This window comes from Komagataeibacter xylinus (assembly GCF_009834365.1).
GTDB classification, from domain to species: domain Bacteria; phylum Pseudomonadota; class Alphaproteobacteria; order Acetobacterales; family Acetobacteraceae; genus Komagataeibacter; species Komagataeibacter xylinus_D.
In genome coordinates, this window is record NZ_CP041348.1 from 1,065,034 (window position 1) to 1,090,782 (window position 25,749).

Here is a 25,749-nt window from a genome sequence, read left to right on the forward strand (position 1 = left end):
CCTGCTGAATGTCCGCTTTTTCGCGCCTCTGGCATCGTGCGCCGCTATGGCGGATGTGCCTTTACCTCATTGTGCCTTTCGTGGCGCTGACGTTCGTTTTCCCGCCAGCCTACCTGACCCGCAGGCTGCCCCGCATGGCGCAGATCGCGACCGCCATCCATAACCGCCTTGGCATGCAGGACACGCCCGCCGATGCCGATCAGGCCGGTGGTGGCCCGGGGGATGGGGTCGTGACCGTCATGCCCGTGACCGACCGGCTGACCAAGGCGATTCCGTTTGCCGGGCGCATCCTGCCGCTGCCCGCTGGCGTGTGGCACCCGCTCATCAACATCATCGCAGGCCCGCATGGCGAAGTGCTGGAAAATGTTCTGGTGCGGGTGCAGGGCCATATCGTGACCGGCCTGATCATAGCCAGCGGCACGACACAGCCGGTACCGGCTGCGGCCAATCCCGCAATGGATGAAGAATGCCATGATGACCGCAACTACATGGCACATATCGCGACCAACCATCCGCCCATGATGGAATGCTGGCTCACGCGCCTGATTGATCCTGCCGCCATCGGCCACATGGGCATCATTGCTCCGCAACTCAAGCAGGAAGGCTTCGTGTTGCCGCCGGTGCTGCTGCGGGCAAAATGGGTCAACAGCACGCCCGCCACTGATGACAACATCAATGGAGAGGCGATAACGATCTATCTCAACCCCGTTAATCTCAATGACACCAAGATCCTGCGCTCACCCGATTTCTGGACCAAGGAGGGGCTGGCGCAGCAGCCGGCCGCCAATGACTTCGTCAAACGCATGAATGCATGGATGACAGGCTGGGCGCCGGTGCTGCATGACGGCTTTAATAGCGACATGCTGGCCTCAAGCGATGAGCAGCGTGCCCGGCTTGCGGTTGACCCGGCAGCCCCCCGCCCTGGCGAAGGAAACCCGCTGGACTGAGCCACGCCTGAAATCCTGAAAATTTCCGGGTGCCGCCTTTTTTCAAAAAGGCGGCATTCTTCTGAATGCTTTTTGAAAAAAGCTTCACCAAAAAGTTTTATTGTTTTTTATCAATACTCTACTTTTAGCCCTGACGCAGCACGTCCGATATCTCGATCAGGAAATCAAGCACCGTACGCGTGCGCAGCGGCAGGGTGCGCGGGCCGGTATGCACGGCATAGAAAGGCAGTTCGGGAATGGTCCATTCCGGCAGAAGGTGCACCAGACGGCCTGACGTAATGTCCTCTTCCACCTGAAATGTCGGCAGCATGCCAATGCCAAGCCCAGCCCGCACGGCCTGAAGCACGGCCTCGCTGCTATTGGCGCGGAAAGGTCCGTTGGCTGCCACCGTGGTCTCGCTCTCGCCCTTGCGGGTGAACTGCCAGTCATGCCGCGTGCCGCCATAGCTGTAGGCAATGCAGGGGTGATTAAGCAGGTCGCGCGGGTGGACGGGGGTGCCACGGCGGGCAAGGTAATCGCTTGAGGCGATGACGCAGCGATGCACCGAACCCAGACGGCGGGCAATCAGTGAACCCTCGGCAATGGAACCGATGCGGATGGCAAGGTCCAGCCCTTCTTCCACCAGATCGCCAAATCCGTCGCGCATGACCAGTTCGACCGACAGGTCGGGATGTTCCTCCAGCAGGCTGCTCAGCCGACTGGTCAGGTACAGCCCGAACGCCGTGGTAACGCCCAGCCGCACCAGCCCCGACACCGAGGCCCGCCTGCGACCCAGCGCGGTTTCCGCCGTTTCAAGAATTTCGAGCACTTCATAGGCATGCGGCAGGAGGCTGCGCCCGTCTTCCGTCATCATCAGGCTGCGGGTGGTCCGGGCAAACAGGGTTGCGCCGTAATGGGCCTCAAGCAGGGCAATGTGGCGGGAAATGGTGGGCTGGCTTGCACCCGTCTCTCTTGATACGGCAGAGAATGATCCCGTTGCAGCCACACGGACAAAGCTGTGCAAGGCAGAAAGCAGATCCATGGGGCCCCATCATATCCGGTATGTTATTACACAGTACCGGCTTTAAACGCCATCTTATTTATACACAATATAGAGAAAAGACACCGCCGATATGTGTCAAACGCAGAGGTAACTTATACCACCCGTGCATAGATGAACGGCCACAAAAAAACGGCGGCCCGCATGATACGGGTCGCCGTCTTTATCTCTCCATTCCGGCGCAGACCGGGATGGTGCTGCCTGTTATCAGGCCGCCTTGGTCATGCCACGCAGCACGGTCTGGAGAATGCCGCCATTGCGGAAATACTCCACCTCGTCGAGCGTATCGACACGGCACAGCAGGGGCACGTCCTGCTTGGAGCCATCGGCGCGGGTGATGGTCATGGTCATGGTCATGCGGGGCGTGATCTTGTCGAGGCCACGGATCTCGAAGGTCTCGTCGCCTTTCAGGCCCAGCGTCTTGCGCGTCGTGCCTTCCTCGAACAGGAGCGGCAGCACGCCCATGCCCACGAGGTTGGAGCGGTGGATACGCTCGAAGCTCTCGGCCACGACCGCACGCACGCCCAGCAGCAGGGTGCCCTTGGCCGCCCAGTCGCGCGAGGAGCCCATGCCGTATTCCTTGCCGCCGATCACGACCAGGGGCACGCCCTCCTTCTTGTATTCCATCGCCACATCGTAGATGGAGCCTTCCTTGCCATCAGGGAAGTGCTTGGAAACGCCCCCTTCGGTGCCGGGCAGCATTTCGTTCTTGATGCGGATGTTGGCGAACGTGCCGCGCACCATCACGCGGTCATTGCCACGACGCGAGCCGTAGGAGTTGAAGTCCTTTTTCGCCACGCCATGCTCTTCAAGGTATTTGCCCGCGGGGGAGCTTTCCTTGATCGCGCCGGCAGGCGAGATGTGGTCGGTGGTGATGTTATCACCAAGCAGTGCGAGCAGGCGCGCGCCGATGATGTCGCCACGCGACTTGGGCTCAGGCGTGATGTCCTGGAAATACGGCGGATCCTGCACGTAGGTGGAGGAGGCATCCCACTTGTAGGTCTCGGAACCGGTGGCGACTTTCAGCGCCTGCCATTCCTTCGTGCCCTGGCTTACATGCTTGTAGCGGTTGATGAACTCCTCACGCGTGATGGCGGAGCCCATGAGGGCCGCGATCTCGTGGTTGGTGGGCCAGATGTCCTTGAGGTACACCGGCTTGCCGTCCTTGGAAGTGCCCAGCGGCGTGGTGGTGATGTCCTCGCGCATCGTGCCCAGCAGGGAGTAGGCCACGACCAGCGGCGGGCTGGCCAGGTAGTTGGCGCGCACGTTGGGCGAAATACGCCCCTCGAAGTTACGGTTGCCCGACAGCACCGAAACGGCCACCAGCTTGTTGCCTTCGATCGCATCGACGATGTGATCTTCCAGCGGGCCGGAGTTGCCGATACAGGTCGTGCAGCCGTAGCCCACGGTGTTGAAGCCCATCGCGTCCAGCTCATCCTGCAGGCCGGCACGGTTGAGGTAATCCGTCACCACCTGCGAGCCCGGCGCGAGCGAGGTCTTGACCCACGGCTTGGGCTTCAGGCCCAGGGCGCGTGCCTTTTTCGCCACCAGACCTGCCGCGATCAGCACGGCGGGGTTGGAGGTGTTGGTGCACGAGGTGATGGCCGCGATCACCACGTCGCCGTGGCCGATCTCGTAATTGGTGCCAGCCACCTTGGCCTTCTTGTCCTTGTCGGCCGCGGGCACGCCCAGGCTGCCGGTCAGTTCGGTTTCGAAGGCCTTGTCGGCACCCTTGAGCACCACGCGGTCCTGCGGGCGCTTGGGGCCTGCAATCGAGGGCACGATGGTCTCGAGATTGAGTTCCAGCGTGTCGGTAAATACGGGGTGGGCGGATTCGGCATGGCGGAACATGCCCTGCGCCTTGAGGTATTCCGCCGTCAGCTTGATGCGGTGCTCTTCACGGCCGGTCTGGCGCAGGTAATCCAGCGTCAGGTCATCAACGGGGAAGAAGCCGCAGGTCGCGCCATATTCCGGTGCCATGTTGGCGATGGTCGCGCGGTCGGCTACCGGCAGGTGGTCAAGGGCGGGGCCAAAGAACTCGACGAACTTGCCCACCACGCCCTTCTTGCGCAGCATCTGGGTAACCGTGAGCACCAGATCGGTGGCGGTCGCACCCTCGGGCAGCTTGCCGGTCATCTTGAAGCCGATCACATCGGGGATCAGCATGGCGATGGGCTGGCCGAGCATGGCCGCTTCCGCCTCGATGCCGCCAACGCCCCAGCCCAGCACGCCCATGCCATTGACCATGGTGGTGTGGCTGTCGGTGCCGAACAGGGTATCGGGGTAGGCATAGTCCTTGCCGCCCACATTGGCCGTCCACACCGCCTGAGCGATGTATTCGAGGTTCACCTGATGGCAGATGCCCGTGCCCGGCGGCACGACCGAGAAGTTCTCGAACGCTTCCTGGCCCCAGCGCAGGAAGGCGTAACGCTCGCCATTGCGCTCGAACTCGATGGTCACGTTGTCCTGCAGCGCCTCGGGCGTGCCGGCCACGTCCACCATGACCGAGTGATCGATGACGAGGTTGACGGGAACCAGCGGGTTCACCTTCTGCGGGTCGCCCTTGAGCTTGAGAATGCCGTCGCGCATTGCGGCAAGGTCAACCACGGCGGGAACGCCGGTGAAATCCTGCATGAGAATGCGCGCGGGCTTGAAGGGCACTTCCTTCGTGCTGCGCCCTTCCTTCAGCCATCCGGCGATGGCCTTGGCATCTTCTACGGAGTAGGAATGCCCGTCCTCGAACCGCAGCACATTCTCCAGCAGCACCTTCAGGCTGACTGGCAGGCGGCTGACGGAACCGATGGTCTTTTCCGCTTCCGGGATTGAGAAATAATGGTAGGTCTTGCCGTCCACGTTCAGTGTGCGGCCCGTTTTCAGTGAGTCGTGCCCAACCGTCTTCATTGGCTTTGTTTCCTCCGAGGCATCAGCAACGGATCGTCCCGTGTGATCGTGTATCCTCCGCTGCCTTTTTTCCTGGCGCGGGGTTTGTGACCTTGTCAGGGACAACCTGCTTGATCTCCCAACGGTGGTAGAACATACCCGGACGCGGTTGCGACACAAGCTGGAGCCGGTAACAAGAAACCGGGAGCAGGCATTTTTTTGCCCTGCGCCCACAATTTGCCCATTGCCCGGAGGATTTCCGTCATTCCTGCCTTTACCCCCCCCGGCCGCCCGCTGCTGGAAGTGGAAAATATCTCGGTTTTCCGCGGTGAACGGCTGGTTCTGGACCGTGTCGGCTTTACGCTCGAAGCTGGTGATGCCCTGCTCCTGACTGGCCCGAACGGGGCTGGCAAGTCCACCTTGCTGCGCGTGCTGGCGGGATTGCACAAACCGGAAGGCGGCCATGTGCTTTGGTCTGGCGTGGATGCGCTGGCCGATCGCAGCCAGCATGCGGGGCGGGTGGCCTATCTGGGCCATCAGGATGCGCTCAAGCTGGGGCTGACATTACGCGAAAACCTGACGCTGGCCGCGCGCGCAAGTGGCGGAAATCCTGACCTGTGCATGGAATCGCTCAATATTTCCGGCTTGGCCGACCTGCCCGCGCGCATGCTCTCGGCGGGGCAGAAACGACGCGCGGCACTGGCGCGCGTGCTGCTGGCGCAGGCCCCGCTATGGCTGCTTGATGAGCCGAGCCTGGGGCTGGATATCAACACGATGGGGCTGCTTGGCACCCTGTTCGCCGCCCACCGGCAGGCTGGCGGAATTGTGATTGCAACCACCCATGTTCCGCTGCCCCTGCCCAATGCCCGCACCCATGCGCTGCCGGGGCTGAACGAATCCGACATCCCCCAGCCGCTGGAAGATTTCCCCGAGGACGACCTGCTGTGACACTCCGGATTCCCGCCCTCATCACCGCCATCCTTGAACGCGACCTGCGGCTCGCACTGCGCCACGGAGCCGACACGCTGGGGGCGGTGCTGTTCTTCATCCTCGCAGGCGCGCTGTTCCCGCTCGCCCTTGGCCCCTCGCCCGAGCTGCTGCGGCGCATGGCGCCGGGAATCGTATGGGTGTGTGCGTTGCTTGCCGCCCTGCTGCCGCTTGACCGGCTGTTTGGCTCGGAGCTGGAAGATGGCTCGCTGGACCAGCTGCTCATGACCGGCCTGCCGCCCTCGCTCATCGCGCTGGCCAAGATGATCGCCCACTGGCTGACCACCGGCCTGCCGCTGCTGCTGGCTGCAGGCCCGCTGGCCATCATGCTCGGCATGCCCACCACCTCCATGGTGGTGCTGCTGACCGGCCTGCTGCTGGGTACGCTCATCCTCTCGCTCATTGGCGGCATGGCGGCGTCGGTCGTGCTTGGCGCGCGGCGCGGCGGCGTGCTGCTGCCGCTGCTGGTGCTGCCGTTGACCACGCCCGCGCTGATCTTTGGGGCGGCAGCGCTCGATGCGGCACAGACCGGCCTGTCATGGGGGCCGGACCTTGAACTGCTCGGCGCGTTCCTTGCCGCAGCCCTTCCGCTCTGCCCGCTTGCCGCAGGTGCCGGGCTGCGGGCGGCGGTGGAATAAGGCGGCTATTTTCCGCCCGCAGGCGCTGTGGTGGCTGCGGGGTCTACATCAAAGGGCACATTGCCTTCCGCGGGTGTGCCACCCGGCGCGCGCATGCGCCAGTGCAGCACGTAATGCCCCGGCGTTAGCGCCACGGTGGTGGCCAGGCCCTGCTGTTCATCATCACTGGGAGAAGCCGCAAGCAGTTGCGGCACGCCGCTTGGACCAAGCAGGAGCAGGCGCGCGCGGAACGGGTCGATCACGCTATTATAGCTCAGTCTGATCGCCACATTGCCCGCAGGCACATGCTGCCCTGCCGATGGCGTGGCGTGAACCAGCACGGGAGCAGCAGACGCCCGCGCCGCCATGACGCACCCAAGAAGGGACAGGCCAAGCAAACGCAGCGTTGAAACACGGGACACGGGCAAGGAACACACCTCCGGCATGGATGGAACTGCCCTGTGTATCCCCCCGATACACGCAGGGCGGCAAGACTTTCATCCTGCCGCCCCGGTATTCAGACGTGTTCAGGTCGTGCTGAACGCGATCAGATGTAGTGTTCCTGAATCGGCTTGAGGCCATTGAACCCGGTCGAGCAGTAGGTCGAAACATACGCCCCGGTGGAGAGCAGTTCGATCCGGTCGCCCGATTCCAGCCCCAGCGGCAGGGCATAGGGGGTCCTTTCATACATGATGTCCGCCCCATCACAGGTCGGGCCTGCAATGGCGACCGGGCCGGTTGCCGTGCCATCATGCGGGGTGCGGATGCCGTAGCGGATGGCCTCGCCCTCGGTCTCGGCCAGGCCGCCAAAGCGCCCGATGTCGAGATAGACCCAGCGCACGCCATCATCCATGCCACGACGGCTGACCAGAACCACTTCCGATGACACCACGCCCGCATCGCCCACCATGAAGCGGCCCGGCTCGATGATCATTTCCGGCAGGTCATTGCCGAAATGCTCGGTCATGGCGTGGCTGATGGCCACGGCAAAGCGGTCGATGCCCGGCACGTCGTCACGGTAACGGATGGGGAACCCGCCGCCGAGATTGACCATGCGCAGGTCAAGCCCCGCCGCCTTGAGGTCGGTGAACAGCATGCCCACGCGGGCGATCGCCGCCTCGTATGCGCCGGTCTCGGTCTGCTGGCTGCCCACGTGGAAGGACAGGCCATAGGGGTCGAGGCCAAGGTCACGCGCGCGCAGCATCAGGTCGCGTGCATTGTCCAGCGTGGTGCCGAACTTGCGCGACAGCGGCCAGTCAGCCCCCTCGTTCTCCACGATCAGGCGGCAGTAAACGCGCGAGCCCGGCGCGTGGCGGGCCAGCTTCTCGAGTTCTTCCGCGCAGTCAAAGGCAAACATGTCAACACCTGCGGCAAACGCGCGGGCAATGTTCGACGCCTTCTTGACCGTGTTGCCGAACGAGACATCGGCCGGCCGCGCGCCTGCTTCGAGGCACATGGAAATCTCTTCCCACGAGGCGGCATCGAACGACGAGCCAAGACCCACGAGGCGGGTCAGGATCTCACGGGCGGGATTGGCCTTTACGGCGTAGTAGATCCGGGCCAGCGGCAGCGCCTCGCGCAGGGCGCGGTAGCGTTCTTCCACCCGGTCGACATCAACGATAAGGCATGGCGTGGCAGGAGCCTGCTCAGCCAGATAACGAGCGATTTTGGGAGTCATCGCACCCAAATCCCTTCTGTACTGCCGCCCGGATGAACACAATTCTGGAATTGCACAAACGGACAGATGTTGCGAAACGGTCTAACGGACCAGCGACCAATAAGGACCCCCACCATGTGGCGGCCCGATTGCCAGAACGCTTGACGTCGTTGCGTAACCTCAGAGGGCCAGTGGCACGTGCGTTGTTGCGTAGGGAGCGCATATGCGCACAATACGCGCCTGACGCAATAGAAAAATCCTCACGATCCGCAATTTTTCCTTTAGGATCACGTGATCGTGGCACAATGCACACAGGCCGCCCCCCTGCACGCCCGGCACGCCACCGCACAAACAGGACAAGAAGCCCGCCTTGATTGGTTCCTCATCTACTGAAATCGATATGACGGACATGCCCCCGCCCGCACATCACCTGCCGCATTTTTCCATGCAGCAGGTCAAAAAAGTGCTGCGGCAGGTCGCCCGCAACATCGTATCCGACCAGATCACGCTGGCGGCAGCAGGCTGTGCGTTCTACGCCACGCTGTCGCTGTTTCCGGCCATGAGCACGCTCATCTCGCTCTATGGCCTCCTGTTTGACCCGCAGACAGTGGAACCCCAGCTTGTGGTGCTGCGCAACCTGCTACCGCCTTCGGCCTATGACATGCTCGGCGCGCGCATTCACATGCTGGTGGCCGAATCGCATTCATCGCTCACGCTGAACCTGATCATATCGACCACCATCGCCACATGGTCCGCCTCGGCGGCCACGCGCTCGCTCATCCTGGCGATGAACGTGGCCTACAACACGCCCGAGACCCGTAGCTTCCTGCGCTTTCAGGCCATGGGGATGGCGCTGACCTTCTGCTCGATCTGTGGCGGTATCCTTACGCTTGCCCTTATGGTGGGGCTGCCGTTCCTGCTCGACTACCTGCCGCAGAAGCTCGAACTCGCCCCCCCGCCTGGCTCGGTCGAGCTGCTGGTGCGCATGGGCGGGCCCATGCTCATGCTGCTGTTCGTGCTGTCGCTGTGTTCGGCGCTGTACCGCTTTGGCCCCAACCGGCCCCATACCTACTGGCGGTGCATCCTGCCCGGCTCGATCGGGGCCACGCTGCTGTGGCTGCTCTCCTCGGCAGGGTTCTCTTATTATGTCAGCCATATCGCGGGCTACAGCGCCACCTATGGGCCGCTGGGGGCGTTCATCGCCATCATGATGTGGTTTTATGTCTCGGCCTATGTGGTGCTGCTGGGCGCGGAACTGAATGCGGGACTCGAGATCGAGATGAAACTGCGCTGCTCGCCCGACAAGACCATGGAAGGCTGGACCAAGCACCAGCGCCTTTAAAAAAGATGGGCCGGTTCCTGCGCGCGGAGTGCTTCCTTTAAAAAAGCACGCCTAGCGCGTGGCGCTGGCCACTTCCTCATCCGCCTCGCGCGCGGATTCTATATCCACCATCGACACGCCGCGGCCCATGATGCCGAGTTGCCGCGCGGCCTCGGCCGACAGGTCGATGATGCGGTGCCCATGATACGGCCCCCTGTCATTGATCCGAACCACGACCGAGCGCCCGGTGCTGCGGGCATGCACCCTGACCCGCGTGCCCAGTGGCAACCGGGTGTGGGCGGCGGTCAGCGCATCGGGGTCGAACCGCTCGCCCGAGGCTGTGGCATGCCCGTTCTGCATGCCCGAGCCATACCAGCTGGCCAGGCCGTGCTGGTTCCAGTGCGCGGGCACATGCGCCATGGCGGGCGGGCGCCTTACGCTGGCGCGGCCGCCGTGCCGGGTGGTGCCCGCCGCATGCCGGGCCGCCGCCTGCGCCGCGCTGAGCAGGCCAGGCGTCGCCAGCATCAGGCATGCCATCGCCACAGAGGCCCCAAAGCGCGTCGTATTGCTGCCCCGCGCCGCACGTGCGCGGCGATGATCGGATTTTCCTGTCATGACGCCACCATAACATAATTTGGACCTTCGTGGCATAATCCAGCCTGCCGACGGGGTGGAGCCAGCGCCACGGGGAGGGCCGACGCATGATCGGGCTTGGAACCGGGCGGCGGGCGTGCTAGGCGCGTGCATCATGGAGCGCCCTCTCATTGCCGTGTTGAACGGCCCAAACCTGAACATGCTCGGACTGCGGCAGCCCGAAGTCTATGGCCATGCCACACTTGATGACGTGGAACAGGTCTGTGTCCAGGCAGCCGAACGGCTCGATGTCGCCATCGACTTCCGCCAGACCAATGGCGAGGGGGAACTCGTTTCATGGATACAGGAATGCCGGGGCCGCGCACGCGGCATCATCATCAACCCGGCGGCCTATTCCCACACTTCGGTTGCCATACTCGACGCGCTGCTTGCCGTTGATCTGCCGGTGATCGAGGTGCACATCTCCAACATTCACCGCCGTGAAGCCTTCCGTCATCACTCCTACGTCTCCCAGGCCGCCATTGGCGTCATATGCGGGCTGGGCGTACGGGGGTATGCCCTGGCGCTTCAGGCCATGACAGACATGATTCTGGACGAGGACGATCAATGAGCCGACTGCTCGTGGATGCGGATGCCATACGGGCATTGGCTGAAATTCTCACCGATACCGGCCTGACCGAAATCGAGATCGCGGAAAAGGACAACCGCATTCGCGTGGTACGCGCCGCCGCCCCCGTGGCGCATGCCGTGCCCGCCCCGGCCCCCGTGGCCGCGGCACCGGTTGCGCCCACGCCCGTGGCCCCGCCCGCCACCAACCCGGCCGACCTGTCCAAGCACCCCGGCGCGGTCACCAGCCCGATGGTGGGCGTGGCCTACCTGGCGCCCGATCCGTCCTCGCCCGCTTTCGTATCCGAAGGCCAGCAGGTGACCGCAGGCCAGACACTGCTGCTGATCGAGGCGATGAAGACCTTCAACCAGATCAAGGCCCCGCGCGCAGGCACGGTCAGCCGGATTCTGGTGCAGTCGGGCGACCCGGTCGAGTTCGGCGAAGCGCTGGTCATCATAGAGTAATGTTTTCCAAGATCCTCATTGCCAATCGTGGCGAGATCGCCCTGCGCATCCTGCGGGCCTGCCGCGAACTGGGCATCCGGACCGTTGCCGTGCACTCCACGGCCGATACGGATGCCATGTATGTCCGCCTTGCGGATGAAGCCGTGTGCATCGGGCCGCCAGCCAGCCGCGATTCGTACCTCAATGTCGCGGCCATCCTCTCGGCTGCCACCATTACCGGGGCGGACGCCATCCATCCCGGCTACGGCTTCCTGTCGGAAAACGCCGATTTTGCCGAGACGGTCGAGGCCCACGGCCTGACCTTCATCGGGCCGACGGCGGAACATATCCGCATGATGGGCGACAAGATCACCGCCAAGACCACCATGATGGCGCTGGGCGTGCCGCTGGTGCCCGGCTCGGATGGCGCGCTGGAAAGCCTGGAGCAGGCGCGAGAGGTCGCGGCGAAGGTCGGCTACCCCGTGCTGATCAAGGCCGCCGCCGGTGGTGGCGGACGCGGCATGAAGGTCGCCCCCACCGAGGCCGACCTTGAGGAAGCGTGGAGCGTTGCCCGCACCGAGGCCCGCGCCGCCTTTGGCAATGACGAGGTCTATCTCGAAAAATACCTCGACAAGCCGCGCCATATCGAACTGCAGATCATGGCCGACACGCATGGCAACGTGGTGCATTATGGCGAGCGTGACTGCTCGCTGCAGCGCCGCCACCAGAAGCTGCTTGAAGAGGCGGGCTCCCCCGCCCTGACAGCCCGGCAACGTGACGAGATCGGTGCGATTGCCACCTCCGCCCTGACCAAGCTCGGCTACCGCAACGCGGGCACGCTGGAGTTCCTGTATCAGGACGGGCAGTTCTGCTTCATCGAGATGAACACCCGCCTGCAGGTGGAACATCCGGTAACGGAAATGGTGTGCGACGTGGACCTCGTGCGCGAGCAGATCCGCATCGCGGCGGGCGAACCGATCGGCTACAGCCAGTCCGACATCAAGTTCTCCGGCCATGCGATCGAATGCCGCATCAACGCCGAGGATCCGCAGACCTTCATGCCCACGCCGGGCACGATCACGGTCTACCACCCGCCCGGTGGCCTGGGCGTGCGAATCGATAGCGCGCTCTATGCGGGCTACCGCGTGCCGCCTTATTACGACAGCATGATCGCCAAGCTGATCGTGCGCGCGCCGACCCGCCTTGAGGCGATCGAGCGCATGCGCCGCGCGCTGGATGAATTCGTGATTGAAGGCGTGAAGACGGTCATCCCGCTGCACCGCAAGATCCTCGAAGACCCCCAGTTCCGCAAGGGTGACTACACCATCCACTGGCTGGAAAACTTCGTGGCCCGCCAGCAGCAGGGCTGAGCGATCACGGCCCGATCGTCATCGCGGCCTGAAAACAGAAAAGCGGCCCCTGCCATCCGGCAGGAGCCGCTTTTTTTATGACCATCCTGAAAACATAAGAAAGTTTTTGGTGAAGCTTTTTTCAAAAAGCTTCAGATGACACCACTTATGGTTATTAGTCATTCAGATAAAATAGTACACATACCTGCACTTTATTAAGCCATGACAGGATCAAGGTAAGGGCTGGAGGCATCAAAGAATTTCTGGTTGTGGTCCAGTTCGAATGAAATCACGTACAGGCACCCCAGCGCACTGTCTATTTCCAGCCGCACGCCCAGATTGTCGGTCTGCCCGGCAAGCTGCTGCAGGTGCATGATGGCGAATTTGGCCGAGCGCGCCGTGCGCCCGTAATGCCCGCCATAGCGCCCGCTGAACTGCGCCATGCGGCCCATCATCTCGCCTACCACGCGCTGCGCCTCGGGCGGCAGCAGGTGCCGCTCAAGGATGGCGCGCAGGCGGATGATGTTCAGCCCGATGGTCATGGCTGACAGGATGCCCTGCAGATAGGCGTCGATAATGGTGTCGGGCGTGTTTTCCGCATTGGTCAGCAGGCGCACGAAGCGGTCCACATTGTGCTCGACCACATACAGTGTGGTGGGCAGCGTGCGCGCCCGCGCTACGTAGCGCAGGCCGCGCAGGATGCCGGTGCGCATCTGCCAGCGCATGTCGTTCGTATCGAACGGCAGCACCAGCCGGAAGGCCCACATCGCATACCACAACCCGACCACGAGCGGCATGGCGGTGTTGAAGAACGCCACCTCATCCAGCCGCGTCTGGTTACCCGGCCCGAGCAGAATGGGCAGGAACAGGTTGTACGACACAGCGCCAAGGATCAGCGCCGGATAGGCAAAGGCCAGCCCGCCCGCCAGCATGGGCAGGAACAGGCACAGCGCCAGAATCTCATACGTGGTGGGCGAAGCCAGACGCCACAGCACCAGCACGCCTGCCACGATCGAGGCGATAATGGCGCCCCCAAGGAAGGCACGGGTGGCAAGCGCCGGTTTTTCCAGCGTGGAGAACAGGCTGCACACGATGGAGACGAACATGATGAAGGTCAGCCCGGCCGACCATGCAGTCGTGATCCAGATCACCCCCGCACCAAAAATCGTGACCGAGGCGCGCAGGCTGTTGGTGAAGGCCTGCTGCCAGTCGCGGAAGGTCTTGAGCCGGTAGTGAAAATGGTCATGCGCCAGCGGGTTGCGGCTGGCATCGAACTGGATCAGCGCCTGCTCCAGCTCATCAAGGATCTGGCCCAGCGCGTAATTGAGCATGCGCTGCTGCGAGAGCATCTGCACCAGTTGCGGGTCAACCGGCAGGCTCCCGGGACTGCCCATTTCCTGATTGAGGGAATCCGCCACGCTCTGCCGGCACGCCGCCTGCAGCTCCGCCAGTTGCGCCAGCACGGGGTGGATGTCTTCACTGGCCTCAAGCTCGCCCGCCATGTCCTTGAGGAAGGCCTGCACCTTGCTTGATGTGGCGTTGAAGGCAGCATCGGGCCTGCCCACCGGCCCCTGCATGAGGGCGGCAAGGTCCAGCCCGCGCGAAAGCAGCATGGCCACACGTGCAAGGGCCGCGCGGGCATGGTCGCCCTCATGGCCGCGATGGGCACCCATCTCCACTTCGGCAAACTCGATCTGGTCGCTCAGCGTGGTGATGTTGGAGAACACGCCCCGCGCCTGCTTGAGCACCTGCGTATCACCTGACAGCAGGGAGGCCAGCGTCTGGGCCGCGCCATTGATGGCGGTCATGAAATTATCGGCCAGCCGGTCTTCCGCGCGCTTGGCCAGCTTGAACTGGAACAGCGAGGAGACCGTGCTCTCGAGCACGATGCCCAGCACGATATAGGTCGCGCGCGACATGGCGGTCATGAAGATGTTCTGCGGGTCGGCAATGCCATCAAGCGAGATGATGGCGTAGGTGAACCCGCTCGCCCGCATGCCGTGAATGCGGTAGTTGGTCATGGTGGCGGGACCGGGCAACAGCGTGCCGATAAAGCAGAACGTGCCGATGCCAATGGCAAGCAGCAGGATGAACATGAGCGGCGCCTGCGGAAACGCCGCCACCAGCAGCACGGCGCAGATCGTGCCCACCACCATGCCAAACAGATGCCACCGCGCCTTGGCCACACTCTTGCCGCGCGTGCCCTGCGCCACCATCCACACCGTCAGCGCCGCCCATTGCGGGCTGCCAAGCTCCCACCACAGCGCAATGCCCAGCGCAATGAGCGAGGTAATGGTGGTGCGCAGCGCATAGCCGAAGGTGAAGATGCCCGGCGCGTACAGCCACCGCAGATGGTCCTGGCGCAGGGTCATGCCCGGCGGCCACAGCCGCCGGAAAAATGCCCGTATCTGATCCTGAAAACGGGTCAGGGAAAGCTCAAGACCTTTCATCCCGGCGCGTGGCTCCCCCTATCCAGATACGATACCTGCATACCGTACACCATACCGGTTGTACGAACAGGCTGACAGCCCAATGGCCGCATGGAAGAAAGCGTATGCCGCATGCCACCCGCGCCCGGACTGCGGGTTATTCGTCGTAAGAGACGAGCGTCTTGACCGGTACATCCAGCCGATCGCGGCCACCAAGGCCGGTCAGTTCGATCAGGGTGGCAGCCCCCACCACGTTGGCACCCACCTTGTGCAGCAGGGCGACCGAGGCCACCAGCGTGCCGCCAGTTGCCAGCAGGTCATCCATCACCACCACGCGCTGGCCGGGCTTGATGGCATCGGCCTGGATGTGCAGCGAATCGGAGCCGTATTCCAGGTCGTAGCTATAGGACACCGTCTCGCCCGGCAGCTTGCCGGGCTTGCGCAGCATGACCAGCCCGCAGCCCAGGCGGCTTGCAAGCGGCGCTGCCGTCAGGAACCCGCGCGATTCGATGGCGGCCAGCACATCAGGCGCCCAGGGAGCCACGGCGGCGGCAAGGCGGCCCATGGCGATCTGCCAGGCATCGGCGTTCCGCATCAGCGTCGAGATATCGTAGAACAGGATGCCGGGCTTGGGAAAATCCGGGATATGGCGAATATACTGTTTCAGGTCGATCTGGGCGGTCGTCATGATCGGTGCACGGTCCCCGTTGCATTGTCATACAAATCCGGGACATACGCGCCCCGTTCACGAAACTGTCGCCCACTGGACGGCCCCCCGCTGTAGCCGCCACGCGCCAGCCCGACAACCCCACCCGCACCCCTTGCGCACGCTTTGGCACCCATCATGCGCTACGGCAGTGGGGAAGAAGATTTTATTCCTCAGCCGCCCCGGCCGGCAGCGTCGTGGGCACGCGGGCGGGGCGCAGCAGCACCATCACCATCATGATCGCGGCCCCCATCAGCATCACGCCCGCCATGGGCAGCGGCGAGTTGGCGGGCAGCATGCCCACGAACGCACCGGCCACGGCGCCGAGCACGTATTGCAGCGTGCCGACAAAAGCCGAGGCGCTGCCCGCAAAACGCGGGTGGTCGGCCAGCGCGCCCACCGTGGCATTGGGGCCGATGATGCCGGTCGTGCCCAGCGAGACCATCATGGCCAGGATCAGGCAGCCCAGCATCCACAGCGGCGGGTGGCCGCCATGCTGCATGGCAAACGCAATGACAACGGCCATGGCCGTCATGGCCATGGTGCCTGCCACCGCAACCCCCACCGAGACACCGAGGATGCGGGCGGCGTCAATGCGCCCCACGAGTACGCCGTTGAGCTGCGATGCCCCGATCATGCACACCGCGAACACGCCAAACATCATGCCGAAATGCGCCGGCGTAAGACCAAACTGGTGAATGAACACCGAAGGCGCGGCCGACAGGTAGGTAAAGGACATGAAGCACGCGAAACCCGCGATCATGGCATGGGTAATGAACCCCCGATCACGCGCCAGCATGACATAGCGGCTGAACAGGGTCACGGGCGAGAACTCGCTGCGGTTGGCGGGCTGCAGGGTCTCGGGCAGGACGCGCCAGATCAGCCCGATGCAGATCACGCCATACACCGCCGCCGCCCAGAAGATCGACCGCCACGATGCGATCGACAGCACCAGCCCGCCCAGCGTGGGGGCCAGAATGGGCACGACCCCCATCACCAGCACCAGCCGCGACATCAGCCGCGCGGATTCATTGCCATGCGACATGTCGCGCACGCAGGCACTCGGAATGATCAGGCTGGCCGAAGCCCCGAGCGAGGCGACAAAGCGGAAGAACGAAAAGGTGGGAATATCGCGCGCCATGGCGCACCCGACCGAGGCCAGCGTATAGACCAGCGTACCCAGCAGCATGGGCCGACGGCGGCCGAATCGGTCCGATAGCGGGCCCATGGTGATCTGGCCGATGGCCAGCCCCACGAACCATACCGCCAGCGTCATCTGCGCCGAGCCCGCGCGGCCATGCAGCGTGGTTTCAAGCTCGGGGAAAGCGGGCAGGTAGATATCGGTCGAGACCGGGCCGACCGCAGTCAGGAACCCCAGCAGGATCGCGATCCAGCCCATGGGGCGACCGGTCGTTTCAGGCACGGGGGTTTCTGCCGGACGGCCCGCCGTTACGGATGAGCCCATGAGGCGCTCCAATATTAAAAGACTGTGGGGACTAGTAGACCAGCCCGGTCCATTTTTTCACCCTCTAATTACAACATCACTGCAATTCACTCCTGCCATGACGGCAAGCCACGCATGCGGCGCATGAGCCACACCCCCACCAGCGCCGAAAGGCCAAACAGCCCGATGGCAACCCCGATGCGCGCCCCACCCCCAAGCTGCATGCCCGTGCCCACCAGCACGAACACCACGGTCTGCGGCAGGCTGCCCAGCAGGGTTGCCAGCACGAACGCCGTGACCCTGACCCCCAGCATGCCCGCGGCCAGGTTGAGCAGCAGCGCCGAGCCCACCGGCATGAGCCGCAGCGCCAGCACCGAGGCGAAGGGGGCCGCGCGTACGCAACCTTCCACCCGCGCCAGGGTTGCACCGAGGCGGGCGGGCATGCGCACGCGCCCCGCCCACCGGCCCCAGCCATAGCCCCACAGGCACCCGGCCACCGTGGCCACCGTGGCAAGCAGGCATCCGGCCCCGATTCCGTAGGCCGCACCTGCGGCAAAGCACACCGCCTGCCTGGGCAGGCCAAGCCCGCAGAATGCGCTGCCCGCCAGCACGAACACGGCCATGCCGCCCGGGCCCGCATTCAGGCCGCCGCCTGCCGCCAGCATGCCGCGCACGGCGGGCAGGCGGCCAAGCACCACCGTCAGCACGACAAAGGTCGCCAGCAGAAGCAGGGGCCGGACCAGCACGCGCAGGCTGCCCTGTGCCACGGGAAGGGGCGGTGCGGCGTGCGGTGCTGTCATGCGTGCGTCCCGGTTATGGAAGAATATATGTTCCTTCGCGCCTAGCATCGCCTTGCGGCTGACTGCAAGGCCAGTCTAAATCCGGTTATGTCCGCATATCCTTCCACTGGCTCCCTGATGGGCCGCACGCCCCCTTCCGCGCAGGATCTGCGCAACAGGCAGCGTATCTCCACCTGGCTGTTTGCCATCTGCTTCATGCTCGTGGGCATGATCGCCCTTGGCGGCTACACGCGCCTGACCGGCTCGGGCCTGTCCATCATGGACTGGCGGCCGATCACCGGCATGATCCCGCCACTGAGCCATGCGGAGTGGGAGCGGCAGTTCGAACTGTACAAGACCATCCCGCAATACAAGATTTTGCATGATGGCTTCGGGCTTGCGGGCTTCCAGCAGATCTTCTGGGCGGAATGGACGCACCGCTTCTGGGGGCGGCTGATGGGCTTCGTGCTGCTGGTGCCGCTGGTGTGGTTTTCCATCACCGGGGCGCTGAGCCGGGGGCTGGCGCTGCGGCTGGTGCTGTTTTTCGTGCTCGGCGGGCTGCAGGGCGCCATCGGGTGGTTCATGGTGGCATCGGGCTTCAACCCGGACAGCACGGCGGTCGCCCCCGTGCGCCTGGTGCTGCACCTGTGCTGCGCCTTCGCGCTCTACATCGCCATTTTGTGGACGGCGCTGTCCGTGCGCACGCCGCGCCCCGCCTTCATTCCTGCAACCCCGGAAGTGCGGCGCATCCATGCGCTGGTCTGGGCCATCTGCCTTCTGGTGGGCATAACCGTGATCGCGGGCGGCTTTACGGCGGGCACGCATGCGGGCTTCGCCTACAACACCTTCCCCCTTATGGATGGGCACCTGATCCCGCAGGGTTATGCAAAGCTGCACCCCTTCTGGCTGAACTGGTTCCAGAACGTTCCCGCCATCCAGTTCGACCACCGGCTGCTCGCCACCACCACGGCGGTGCTGATCGGAGTTACGATCGTGCTCGGGCTGCGCACGCCGCAACTGGGCAAGGACGTGCATGCGGCCCTGACCATGCTGGGCTGGCTGGTGCTGCTGCAATACGCGCTGGGCGTGACCACGCTGCTGCTGGTCGTGCCGGTATGGGCGGGCACGGTGCACCAGACCTGTGCTGCCATCGTGCTGACGGCGGCCATCATCACGCTGCACCGGCTGCGTGGGGTTGGCCGACCGTAAACGTATTGAAATACGCGACGAAACAGAGGGAAGTTTCTGATGAAGCTTGTTGAAAAAAGCTTCTTAAGGAGCGCCGCCTTTTTTGAAACAGGGCAGCACCCGGAAACTTTTACTGTTTTTAAATGACAGGCTCTTTTCAAGCAGTTCTTAAATCCTGCCCGTCGCGATAACGGTTTCACGGCCATGGGCAGGCGATCTGGCGCTGAGACAGGTTATGCTACGGAGTGTTACTGTCGTGCACCCCACGCTTGCACATTGGGCCAAACCGGGCAGAAATGCCGTTCATGAAAAACAGGTACAGACCAGTCCCCTGCCTTGAACGGGCATCCGGGCTGGCTCTCGCCGCGTTATGAAACCCGGCGTCAGGAGACTGGCCGGATGGCCTGCCGCGCCACGTCTTTTCCCGATCGGTGATTTTCTGCGATAAACCCCATCAAGACATGCAGGAATGGAACATGCACAAGCTGAAACAGGCACTGACAGGCGTGACGCTGGCCCTGATTGCGTGCGGCTCACTGAGCCTGCCCGCCCATGCTGCCCCCCACGGGGGCGGCGGCTTTGGTGGGGGCGGCCACGGCGGTGGTGGCGGCTGGCATGGCGGCGGCGGGGGCTGGCGCGGTGGTGGGGGCGGTTGGCATGGCGGCGGGGGCTGGCATGGTGGCGGCGGCTGGGGTGGCTGGCACGGTGGATGGGGCTGGGGCGGCTGGGGTGCTGGCTACTACCCCGGCTATGTCGGCTGGGGTTACCCCATGGGCGGCTGGGGCTGGGGTTGGGGCGGCGGCTGGGGTGGCTGGGGCTGGCCCGGCTATTATGGCGCAGGCGCTGCGATGGGAGCTGCCGCGGCAAGTGCCAGCTATCGGGCTGCACCTGAAATCTATAACGCCACGGGCAATAACGCGCCTGAAGACGATTCCGTCTATGACAAGGATCTGTCCACCCTGCTGGCGCCTGCCCCGGCACAGCCGCAGCCCGGCATGCAGGGTCAGAGCCAGCCTGCCCCGCAGCATCCTCCGGCTTCGTGCCCTAAAGGACAGGTCTATAACGACCTGACCGAAAGCTGCGACCGGCCCTGAGCGCGAAAGCATCATCAATGTTTGTGGGTGCCGCCTTTTTTCCCGAAGGCGGCCCTTTCTGAAGCTTTTTGAAAAAAGCTTCACCAAAAACTTTTCTCCGTTAGCGGGCGGGAGAGACCTCAGCCAGCAGAGACCGCCGGCTTACGTGGCAGCCAGCCTGCCAGTTCCTCGCGCACCAGGGTCTCGAGCAGGTCAATGGCATCGGGAGAGTTGTTCAGGCACGGAATCAGGGCCAGTTCCTTGCCACCTGCCTTGATGAAGTCTGCCCCCGCCTCGTTGCCGATTTCATCGAGCGTTTCAATACAGTCGGAAATGAAGCCCGGCGTAATCACCGCAATGCGCTCGATGCCCTGCGCTGGCAGCGACTCGATAAACGGCGCGGTATAGGGTTCCAGCCATTTTGCCGGGCCAAAGCGGGACTGGAAGGTGAGCGGCATCATCTGCGCGTCATACCCCATGGCACGGCGTAGCGCGACGATGGTGCGCGCGCATTCATCGGCATAGCTGTCGCCCTTTTCCACATACACCCTGGGCAGGCCGTGGAAGGAGGCAACAATCATCTGCGGCCTGAAATCAAGCGTTTCGAGCCGGGCCGTGATCGAGCGCCCGAGGGCCGCGATATAGGCCGGATGGTCGGCAAAGGCCGGCAGGGTGCGGATGGCGGGCTGGTTGCGCAGCCGCATCAGGGCACGAAACGCCTGGTCATTGGCCGTGGCCGTGGTGGTGGCGCTGTATTGCGGGTAAAGCGGAGCAAGCAGGATACGGTCGCACCCCTGTGCCACCAGCTCATGCAGCGCCTGCTTTATGGAGGGCTGGCCATAGCGCATGCCCCACGCCACCGGCACATCGTCAGCCGCCAGCCTTTGTGCCAGCATTTCCGCCTGGTCGCGCGTATAGGTGCGCAGCGGGCTTTCATCACGGTCATGGTGCCAGATGCGGTGATACGCCTCGCCCGACCTGCGCGGGCGGAAGGTCAGCACCGGGCCATACAGGATCGGCTTCCAGATCAGGGGGCTGGCTTCAATAATGCGCCGGTCTGACAGGAATTCGGCCAGATAGCGGCGTACTGCGCCATAGCCGGTACCATCGGGCGTGCCAAGATTGCTTAGCAGAACCCCGTTGCGCGGCGGCGCATCTTCATGCCCCGCCGCGCGGTTTACAGTAATAAATGTCATGCTCCGGCTGCTACAGGAAGCCGGAGGCGGATGCAAAGGACCAGCAGCCCCTCACCCTGCATGGGGTGCATCCTAGCGCCGGGCGCGCACCCGGACCGGCTGCATGGCGCGCGCAGGAGCTGAACAGTAACGGGTGGCGGCAACAAGGCCCAGCAGGGCCATAACGGGGGAAAGCATCTGGACAAAAGCGAACATTACGGTCCCTTTCCTGATCGGACACGTATTACTCAACCGCGTGGATCATGGCGGCGTCAATCAAAAAATACCGGCCCTGCGTGCAACCTTTACGCATTTGCTCATGAGCGAGGGCAGCGCCACGGCACCATCACCGGGGTAATGCACGCATCCCTGTGCGGCCATGCTGTTGGGAAAGGCTGCAATTGTGGCTGCGTACACATCCACCAGCAGGGTGAAATGGGTGAACACATGCTTCACCTGCCCCACCATGCGCCAGCGTGGGTGCAGGCCGGGCGCGGCAGGAGCCTGCGCCAATGCCTCGGCCTCGGGCCACGGGTCATCGCGCCAGTGCGGCCCCGGCAGGCCCATCATGCCGCCGAGCAGCCCTTTTTCGGGGCGGCGGACCAGCAGCAGGCCCCCGGCTTCATCCACCAGGCAGAAATGCACGCCATGCCGCACGGGCCGCGCGATCCTGGGCGCGCGACGCGGCAGGGTGGCGGCAATGCCCTGCGCATGGCCCGCGCAGGCTTCGCGCCACGGGCACAGTACGCAGGCCGGGTTGCGCGGCGTGCAGATACCCGCCCCAAGATCAAACAGCGCCTGCGCAAAATCGGAGGGGCGGGCTTTGGCCTGCGCATCGCCGTTCAGGGTCACGGCGCGGGCGGCAATGGCCTTGCGGGCACCGGGCAGCGGATCGGTCAGGGCAAACAGGCGGCTGGTCACGCGCTCCACGTTGCCATCCACCGGCACCACGGGGCGGCCAAAGGCGATGGCAGCAATGGCCGCTGCCGTATAGGCCCCGATTCCCGGCAGTTCCAGCAGCCCTTCCACCGTATCGGGAAAAGTGCCGCCACGCGCTGCCACGGCCCTGGCGCAGGCATGCAGGTTGCGCGCGCGGGCGTAGTAGCCAAGCCCTGCCCACAGCGCCATGACCTGATCCTGCGGCGCGCGGGCCAGCGCCGTGACATCGGGGAAGGCGGCAAGGAAACGCTCGAAATAGGGCATGACCGCCGTGACCGTGGTCTGCTGGAGCATGATCTCGCTCAGCCACACCCGATAGGGATCAATGTTCTGGCCGGGCAGCGCGCGCCATGGCAGAATGCGACGGTGCCGGTCATACCAGCGTAACAGATCGGTAGCACAAGGTAACACGGACCCGGTTATGACGAACCCGCCGCCACGCAGCAAGAAAAAGAACGAAGCCGCGCCCCCCGAGCCGCCGCGCCGGGCTTTTCGCGCGCGCAGCATGGCCGCCCTGCTGCCCCAGATCAGCCAGCCGGTCTTTCGCAAGCAGTCGGCTGCCGCCGTGCAGGTCATGGCGGACTGGGCGGATATTGTCGGCCCCCATCTGGCCGCCCTGACCGTGCCGCGCAGGCTCTCGGCCGGCACGCTGACAGTGGGCTGCCAGGGGCCGGTGGCGATGGAACTGCAGCACCTCGCCCCCACCGTCATTGCCCGCATCAACACCACCTGCGGCACCGGCGTGGTCAAGCGGCTGAAAATGGTGCAGGACCTGATCGCACTGCCCCGGCAGGCCCGCCCCCCTGCCCCGCCGCGCACGCCGCCTGCCCCCGTGGATATTGACGACATGCCCGACGGCCCGCTGAAAGAGGCGCTGGCTTCACTCGGCGGATGGCTCCGCGCCCGGCAGGACCGATGAAAAGATGAAAGTTTCTGGTAAAGCTTTTTTTTAAAAAGGCGGCACCCAGAAACTTTTATTCTGCTGGAAACCGCCCGGATGAGTCGCCATATCCCGACTGTCATGAAAACGCCCTGTTCCGGGGGCTTCCTGATACGTAACATCACGGAACGGTGAGGGTATGGGGCTGGATATCTACCCGATCCGTGCCAATATCGCGCTTGCAATGGTACAAAAAAGGAACCCGTCAGATGCGTAAGTTGGCTCTGCTGCTGGCTGTATCCATGGGACTGGTTGGCGTTCTGCCTGCCCCTGCCGCCCATGCATGGGGGGGTGGCTGGCGGGGTGGCCCCGGTTGGGGCGGCGGCTGGCACCGTGGCTGGGGCTGGGGTGGCTTTGGCATGGGCATGGCTGCCGGCACCGCGCTGGGCGTAGCCATGTCGCCCTATCGCTACCGGCCTTATGGCTACGGGTATGGCTATCCGGCCTACGGTTATCCACCGCCGCCCTACCCGGTTTATGCCTATCCGCCGCCGCCACCTCCGCCGCCTCCGGCCTATTACGGTTATTACCGCTAGGATCTGAAACGGAAGGAAGTTCTGGTAAAACTTTTTCCAAAAGGCTTCGTAAAGGTGCCGCCATTTAAAAAGTCGGCACCCGAACACGTTTAAAGGCTGCGGGCCGCCTGCACGAATTCACGGATCAACGCAGGCGACTTGATGCCGGGGGCTGTCTCTACCCCGGATGAGACATCCACCGCCCGCGCCCCGCTGCGGGTTATGGCCTCACGCACGGTATCGGGCCGCAGGCCACCGGCCAGCATCCACGGTACTGGCGCCTGCCAACCCTCGGTCAGGCTCCAGTCAAAGGCCTGCGCATTGCCGCCGGGGCGCTGCGCCCCCGCAGGCGGGCGGGATTCGATCACCAGCCCATCAACCGTGCAGGCCTGCGGCAGGTCGGCACGGGCGGCAATGCCGGCAGCCAGCCACACCGGCACGCCAAACCGGGCGCGGATGGCGGCGGCACGGGCTGCGGTATCGTAAATCTGCAATCCATCGAGTGCGACCGTATCCAGCACGTGACGGATTTCGTCATCCGTCGGGCGCACGAACAGGCCGATGGCGCGCGGACCGCCTACCGGCAGGCGGTGCACCAGTGGGGCTGCCTGCGGGGCCGTGACATGGCGGGGCGAGCGGCTGAAAAACACGAACCCCACCCAGTCGGCCCCGGCCGCACAGGCGGCATCGAGCCCCGCCCCGTCACGGATGCCGCATATCTTGACCCTGACTGTCATTGTGATCCTGCCGCTACCTTAAAATTTCAAAGTTTCCGGGTGCCGCCTTTTTTCAAAAAGACCACATTCTTCTCAGGCTTTTTGGAAAAAGCCTCACCAAAAACTTTTTTCAGGAGAGTGCCGTTTGCAGTTCGGCAGCAATAGCCGCAGCAGCAGCCGCAGGGTTGTCGGCGCGGGTAATGGGGCGGCCCACCACAATCCAGTCTGCTCCGGCAGCGCTTGCCTGTGCCGGGGTCATGACCCGCTTCTGGTCGCCCAGGGCACTGCCTGCGGGGCGGATTCCGGGCACCACCAGCACCGGTGCCGCACCAAGCGCGGCCCGTAGCGGCGCAATCTCGTGCGAGGAACAGACAAGACCATCCGCACCCGAGTCCATGGCCAGCGCGCCAAGACGTAGCACCTGCGCCTCCACGCTGCCCTGCACCCCGGTTTCGTGCAGGGCGGCCTCATCCATGCTGGTCAGCACGGTCACGGCCAGCAGCATCGGGCGGGCCCCTTCGGGAAAGGTCTCGTCAATCGCCTTGCGGGCGGCGGCAATCATGGCGGGGCCACCGCTGGCATGGATGGTCAGCATGGCGGGCCGGAGTGCAGCCAGGCTGCCAATGGCCGAGGCCACGGTGTTGGGAATGTCGTGCAGCTTGAGGTCAAGAAAGAGCGGGCTCTCGCCTGCCGCTTCGCGCACCGCATCGAGCCCGCAGGCATAGGTGAACTCGAGCCCCAGCTTGACCATGCCTGCCTGCCCCGCCACCTGCTCACGCCAGCTTGTGGCCTGTGCGGTGTCCTTGGTGTCGAGGGCAACGATCAGGCGGGTGGGCCGTCCATGGCTCATTGGCGGTGCTCCAGAGGCAGAAATGGCGAGTTGGTCAGGATCAGGAGTGCTCGGGCGGCCTGGGCAGCGTGGCAGGCTGCGCAGCAGCCTCAGGGGCAGGAGCCACCTCAGGCGCGGGCGGCGTCTCGACCGGCTGGGGTGTGGCATAGGCCTTGAGCATGGGGGAATTGGCCGGGGCCGATGTCAGGCCCGGCAGGCGGGCGGGTGCATCGGTCTCAGGCAGGCTGGCGCGCAGAGTGCGCAGTTCCTGCTCGGCGCGGCGCGCGCGGCGGATCTGGCGCAGCACCACAACCCAGACACTGGCCGAGCCGGTGGCGTAGAACAGGGCGGCCACCAGAAGCGCCAGCACGCCGGGGGATGACGTCCATTTCCACTGCAGCCATGACAGTTCCACTGGCGCCTGATTGCAGGCCGCGAAAATGATCAGTGCCACGGTCACGGGCAGGGTGATGAAAAGACGTATCATGATCCTGTTTCCCTACCCTTAACAACCAGAGCCTGCAAGAAAATCAATTCCTGCGGCGCTGCCTTGATCGCGCGGCACGGGCATGGTT

General features: G+C 64.1%; 26 protein-coding genes. 11 read left to right on the forward strand and 15 right to left on the reverse strand.

From position 1 onward, the window contains the following. The first annotated feature begins 8 nt into the window (after nt 1–8). On the forward strand, nt 9–947 hold the full coding sequence (locus tag FMA36_RS05035) for a hypothetical protein (protein ID WP_159261303.1): 939 nt from the start codon (nt 9–11) through the stop codon (nt 945–947). Nucleotides 948–1,071: 124 nt separating this feature from the next. Here the strand turns inward: FMA36_RS05035 and FMA36_RS05040 are convergent, their stop codons facing one another. Both FMA36_RS05040 and acnA read right to left on the reverse strand, forming a co-directional pair. After that, complete coding sequence (locus tag FMA36_RS05040) at nt 1,072–1,968, reverse strand: LysR family transcriptional regulator (RefSeq protein ID WP_159261305.1); 897 nt, start codon at nt 1,966–1,968, stop codon at nt 1,072–1,074. Nucleotides 1,969–2,193: 225 nt separating this feature from the next. Further along, complete coding sequence (acnA, locus tag FMA36_RS05045; protein WP_159261307.1) at nt 2,194–4,887, reverse strand: aconitate hydratase AcnA; 2,694 nt, start codon at nt 4,885–4,887, stop codon at nt 2,194–2,196. 282 nt (nt 4,888–5,169) lie between these two features. On the opposite strand from acnA, the gene ccmA reads away from it, so the two are divergent. Together ccmA and ccmB are read left to right on the forward strand one after the other, a co-directional pair. Further along, the gene (gene ccmA / locus FMA36_RS05050) at nt 5,170–5,814 is read left to right on the forward strand and encodes a heme ABC exporter ATP-binding protein CcmA (RefSeq protein WP_206065270.1); all 645 of its coding nucleotides are present in this window, start codon (nt 5,170–5,172) and stop codon (nt 5,812–5,814) included. Beyond that, nucleotides 5,811–6,491, forward strand: coding sequence for a heme exporter protein CcmB (gene ccmB / locus FMA36_RS05055; RefSeq protein WP_159261309.1), 681 nt, complete (start codon nt 5,811–5,813; stop codon nt 6,489–6,491). Before ccmA ends, ccmB begins: the two co-directional genes overlap by 4 nt. A 5-nt stretch (nt 6,492–6,496) precedes the next feature. Here the strand turns inward: ccmB and FMA36_RS05060 are convergent, their stop codons facing one another. Continuing rightward, the gene (locus FMA36_RS05060) at nt 6,497–6,892 is read right to left on the reverse strand and encodes a copper resistance CopC family protein (protein WP_240906550.1); all 396 of its coding nucleotides are present in this window, start codon (nt 6,890–6,892) and stop codon (nt 6,497–6,499) included. Between the two features lie 125 nt (nt 6,893–7,017). After that, nucleotides 7,018–8,148, reverse strand: a complete 1,131-nt coding sequence (locus tag FMA36_RS05065; protein ID WP_159261310.1) for a type III PLP-dependent enzyme — start codon at nt 8,146–8,148, stop codon at nt 7,018–7,020. Nucleotides 8,149–8,527: 379 nt separating this feature from the next. Here FMA36_RS05065 and FMA36_RS05070 point away from each other — a divergent pair, with 379 nt between their 5' ends. Continuing rightward, on the forward strand, nt 8,528–9,469 hold the full coding sequence (locus FMA36_RS05070; protein ID WP_159261311.1) for a YihY/virulence factor BrkB family protein: 942 nt from the start codon (nt 8,528–8,530) through the stop codon (nt 9,467–9,469). Between the two features lie 51 nt (nt 9,470–9,520). Here FMA36_RS05070 and FMA36_RS05075 read toward each other — a convergent pair whose 3' ends face one another. Continuing rightward, complete coding sequence (locus FMA36_RS05075; protein WP_159261312.1) at nt 9,521–10,063, reverse strand: septal ring lytic transglycosylase RlpA family protein; 543 nt, start codon at nt 10,061–10,063, stop codon at nt 9,521–9,523. Nucleotides 10,064–10,196: 133 nt separating this feature from the next. Here FMA36_RS05075 and aroQ point away from each other — a divergent pair, with 133 nt between their 5' ends. Genes aroQ through accC form a run of 3 tightly spaced genes read left to right on the forward strand, consistent with a single transcriptional unit; the run spans nt 10,197 to nt 12,462 of the window. Further along, nucleotides 10,197–10,652, forward strand: a complete 456-nt coding sequence (gene aroQ, locus FMA36_RS05080; RefSeq protein WP_061274471.1) for a type II 3-dehydroquinate dehydratase — start codon at nt 10,197–10,199, stop codon at nt 10,650–10,652. Next, nucleotides 10,649–11,113 (forward strand): acetyl-CoA carboxylase biotin carboxyl carrier protein, encoded by a 465-nt coding sequence (locus FMA36_RS05085; RefSeq protein ID WP_159261313.1) that lies wholly within the window; start codon nt 10,649–10,651, stop codon nt 11,111–11,113. Before aroQ ends, FMA36_RS05085 begins: the two co-directional genes overlap by 4 nt. Further along, nucleotides 11,113–12,462 carry an acetyl-CoA carboxylase biotin carboxylase subunit gene (gene accC, locus FMA36_RS05090; RefSeq protein WP_061274442.1) on the forward strand — a complete coding sequence of 450 codons (1,350 nt, stop codon included), beginning with the start codon at nt 11,113–11,115 and terminating at the stop codon, nt 12,460–12,462. Before FMA36_RS05085 ends, accC begins: the two co-directional genes overlap by 1 nt. A 194-nt stretch (nt 12,463–12,656) precedes the next feature. Here the strand turns inward: accC and FMA36_RS05095 are convergent, their stop codons facing one another. From FMA36_RS05095 to FMA36_RS05110, 4 genes are all read right to left on the reverse strand, one after another. Continuing rightward, nucleotides 12,657–14,891 carry an FUSC family protein gene (locus tag FMA36_RS05095; protein ID WP_159261314.1) on the reverse strand — a complete coding sequence of 745 codons (2,235 nt, stop codon included), beginning with the start codon at nt 14,889–14,891 and terminating at the stop codon, nt 12,657–12,659. 136 nt (nt 14,892–15,027) lie between these two features. Continuing rightward, on the reverse strand, nt 15,028–15,558 hold the full coding sequence (locus FMA36_RS05100) for an adenine phosphoribosyltransferase (protein ID WP_078525690.1): 531 nt from the start codon (nt 15,556–15,558) through the stop codon (nt 15,028–15,030). Nucleotides 15,559–15,742: 184 nt separating this feature from the next. Then, a complete protein-coding gene (locus FMA36_RS05105; protein ID WP_159261315.1) occupies nt 15,743–17,041 on the reverse strand; it encodes a multidrug effflux MFS transporter in 1,299 nt (432 codons plus the stop codon). Nucleotides 17,042–17,127: 86 nt separating this feature from the next. Next, a complete protein-coding gene (locus tag FMA36_RS05110) occupies nt 17,128–17,820 on the reverse strand; it encodes a TVP38/TMEM64 family protein (RefSeq protein ID WP_159261316.1) in 693 nt (230 codons plus the stop codon). A gap of 117 nt (nt 17,821–17,937) precedes the next feature. Between FMA36_RS05110 and FMA36_RS05115 the strand changes: the two genes are divergently transcribed. Together FMA36_RS05115 and FMA36_RS05120 are read left to right on the forward strand one after the other, a co-directional pair. Then, the gene (locus FMA36_RS05115; protein WP_159261317.1) at nt 17,938–19,008 is read left to right on the forward strand and encodes a COX15/CtaA family protein; all 1,071 of its coding nucleotides are present in this window, start codon (nt 17,938–17,940) and stop codon (nt 19,006–19,008) included. A 455-nt stretch (nt 19,009–19,463) separates the two neighbouring features. Continuing rightward, nucleotides 19,464–20,081 carry a hypothetical protein gene (locus FMA36_RS05120; RefSeq protein WP_159261318.1) on the forward strand — a complete coding sequence of 206 codons (618 nt, stop codon included), beginning with the start codon at nt 19,464–19,466 and terminating at the stop codon, nt 20,079–20,081. A gap of 119 nt (nt 20,082–20,200) precedes the next feature. Here the strand turns inward: FMA36_RS05120 and hemH are convergent, their stop codons facing one another. The 3 genes from hemH to mutY all read right to left on the reverse strand — a co-directional run bounded on the left by hemH (nt 20,201) and on the right by mutY (nt 22,585). Continuing rightward, nucleotides 20,201–21,256 (reverse strand): ferrochelatase, encoded by a 1,056-nt coding sequence (gene hemH / locus FMA36_RS05125; protein WP_159261319.1) that lies wholly within the window; start codon nt 21,254–21,256, stop codon nt 20,201–20,203. Between the two features lie 72 nt (nt 21,257–21,328). Beyond that, complete coding sequence (locus FMA36_RS19670) at nt 21,329–21,451, reverse strand: hypothetical protein (RefSeq protein ID WP_276612601.1); 123 nt, start codon at nt 21,449–21,451, stop codon at nt 21,329–21,331. Between the two features lie 60 nt (nt 21,452–21,511). Then, nucleotides 21,512–22,585: an A/G-specific adenine glycosylase gene (gene mutY / locus FMA36_RS05130; protein WP_159261320.1), complete on the reverse strand. Its 1,074-nt coding sequence runs from the start codon at nt 22,583–22,585 to the stop codon at nt 21,512–21,514. A 10-nt stretch (nt 22,586–22,595) separates the two neighbouring features. Between mutY and FMA36_RS05135 the strand changes: the two genes are divergently transcribed. Both FMA36_RS05135 and FMA36_RS05140 read left to right on the forward strand, forming a co-directional pair. Beyond that, nucleotides 22,596–23,093, forward strand: a complete 498-nt coding sequence (locus FMA36_RS05135) for a DciA family protein (protein WP_159261321.1) — start codon at nt 22,596–22,598, stop codon at nt 23,091–23,093. A gap of 230 nt (nt 23,094–23,323) precedes the next feature. Continuing rightward, nucleotides 23,324–23,650, forward strand: a complete 327-nt coding sequence (locus FMA36_RS05140; protein ID WP_159261322.1) for a hypothetical protein — start codon at nt 23,324–23,326, stop codon at nt 23,648–23,650. A gap of 89 nt (nt 23,651–23,739) precedes the next feature. On the opposite strand, the gene FMA36_RS05145 is transcribed toward FMA36_RS05140, so the two are convergent. From FMA36_RS05145 to FMA36_RS05155, 3 genes are all read right to left on the reverse strand, one after another. Beyond that, on the reverse strand, nt 23,740–24,366 hold the full coding sequence (locus tag FMA36_RS05145; RefSeq protein WP_159261323.1) for a phosphoribosylanthranilate isomerase: 627 nt from the start codon (nt 24,364–24,366) through the stop codon (nt 23,740–23,742). A gap of 109 nt (nt 24,367–24,475) precedes the next feature. Further along, nucleotides 24,476–25,195 (reverse strand): orotidine-5'-phosphate decarboxylase, encoded by a 720-nt coding sequence (gene pyrF, locus FMA36_RS05150; protein WP_159261324.1) that lies wholly within the window; start codon nt 25,193–25,195, stop codon nt 24,476–24,478. A 40-nt stretch (nt 25,196–25,235) separates the two neighbouring features. Beyond that, the gene (locus tag FMA36_RS05155; RefSeq protein WP_240906483.1) at nt 25,236–25,661 is read right to left on the reverse strand and encodes a LapA family protein; all 426 of its coding nucleotides are present in this window, start codon (nt 25,659–25,661) and stop codon (nt 25,236–25,238) included. Between the last annotated feature and the right edge of the window lie 88 nt (nt 25,662–25,749).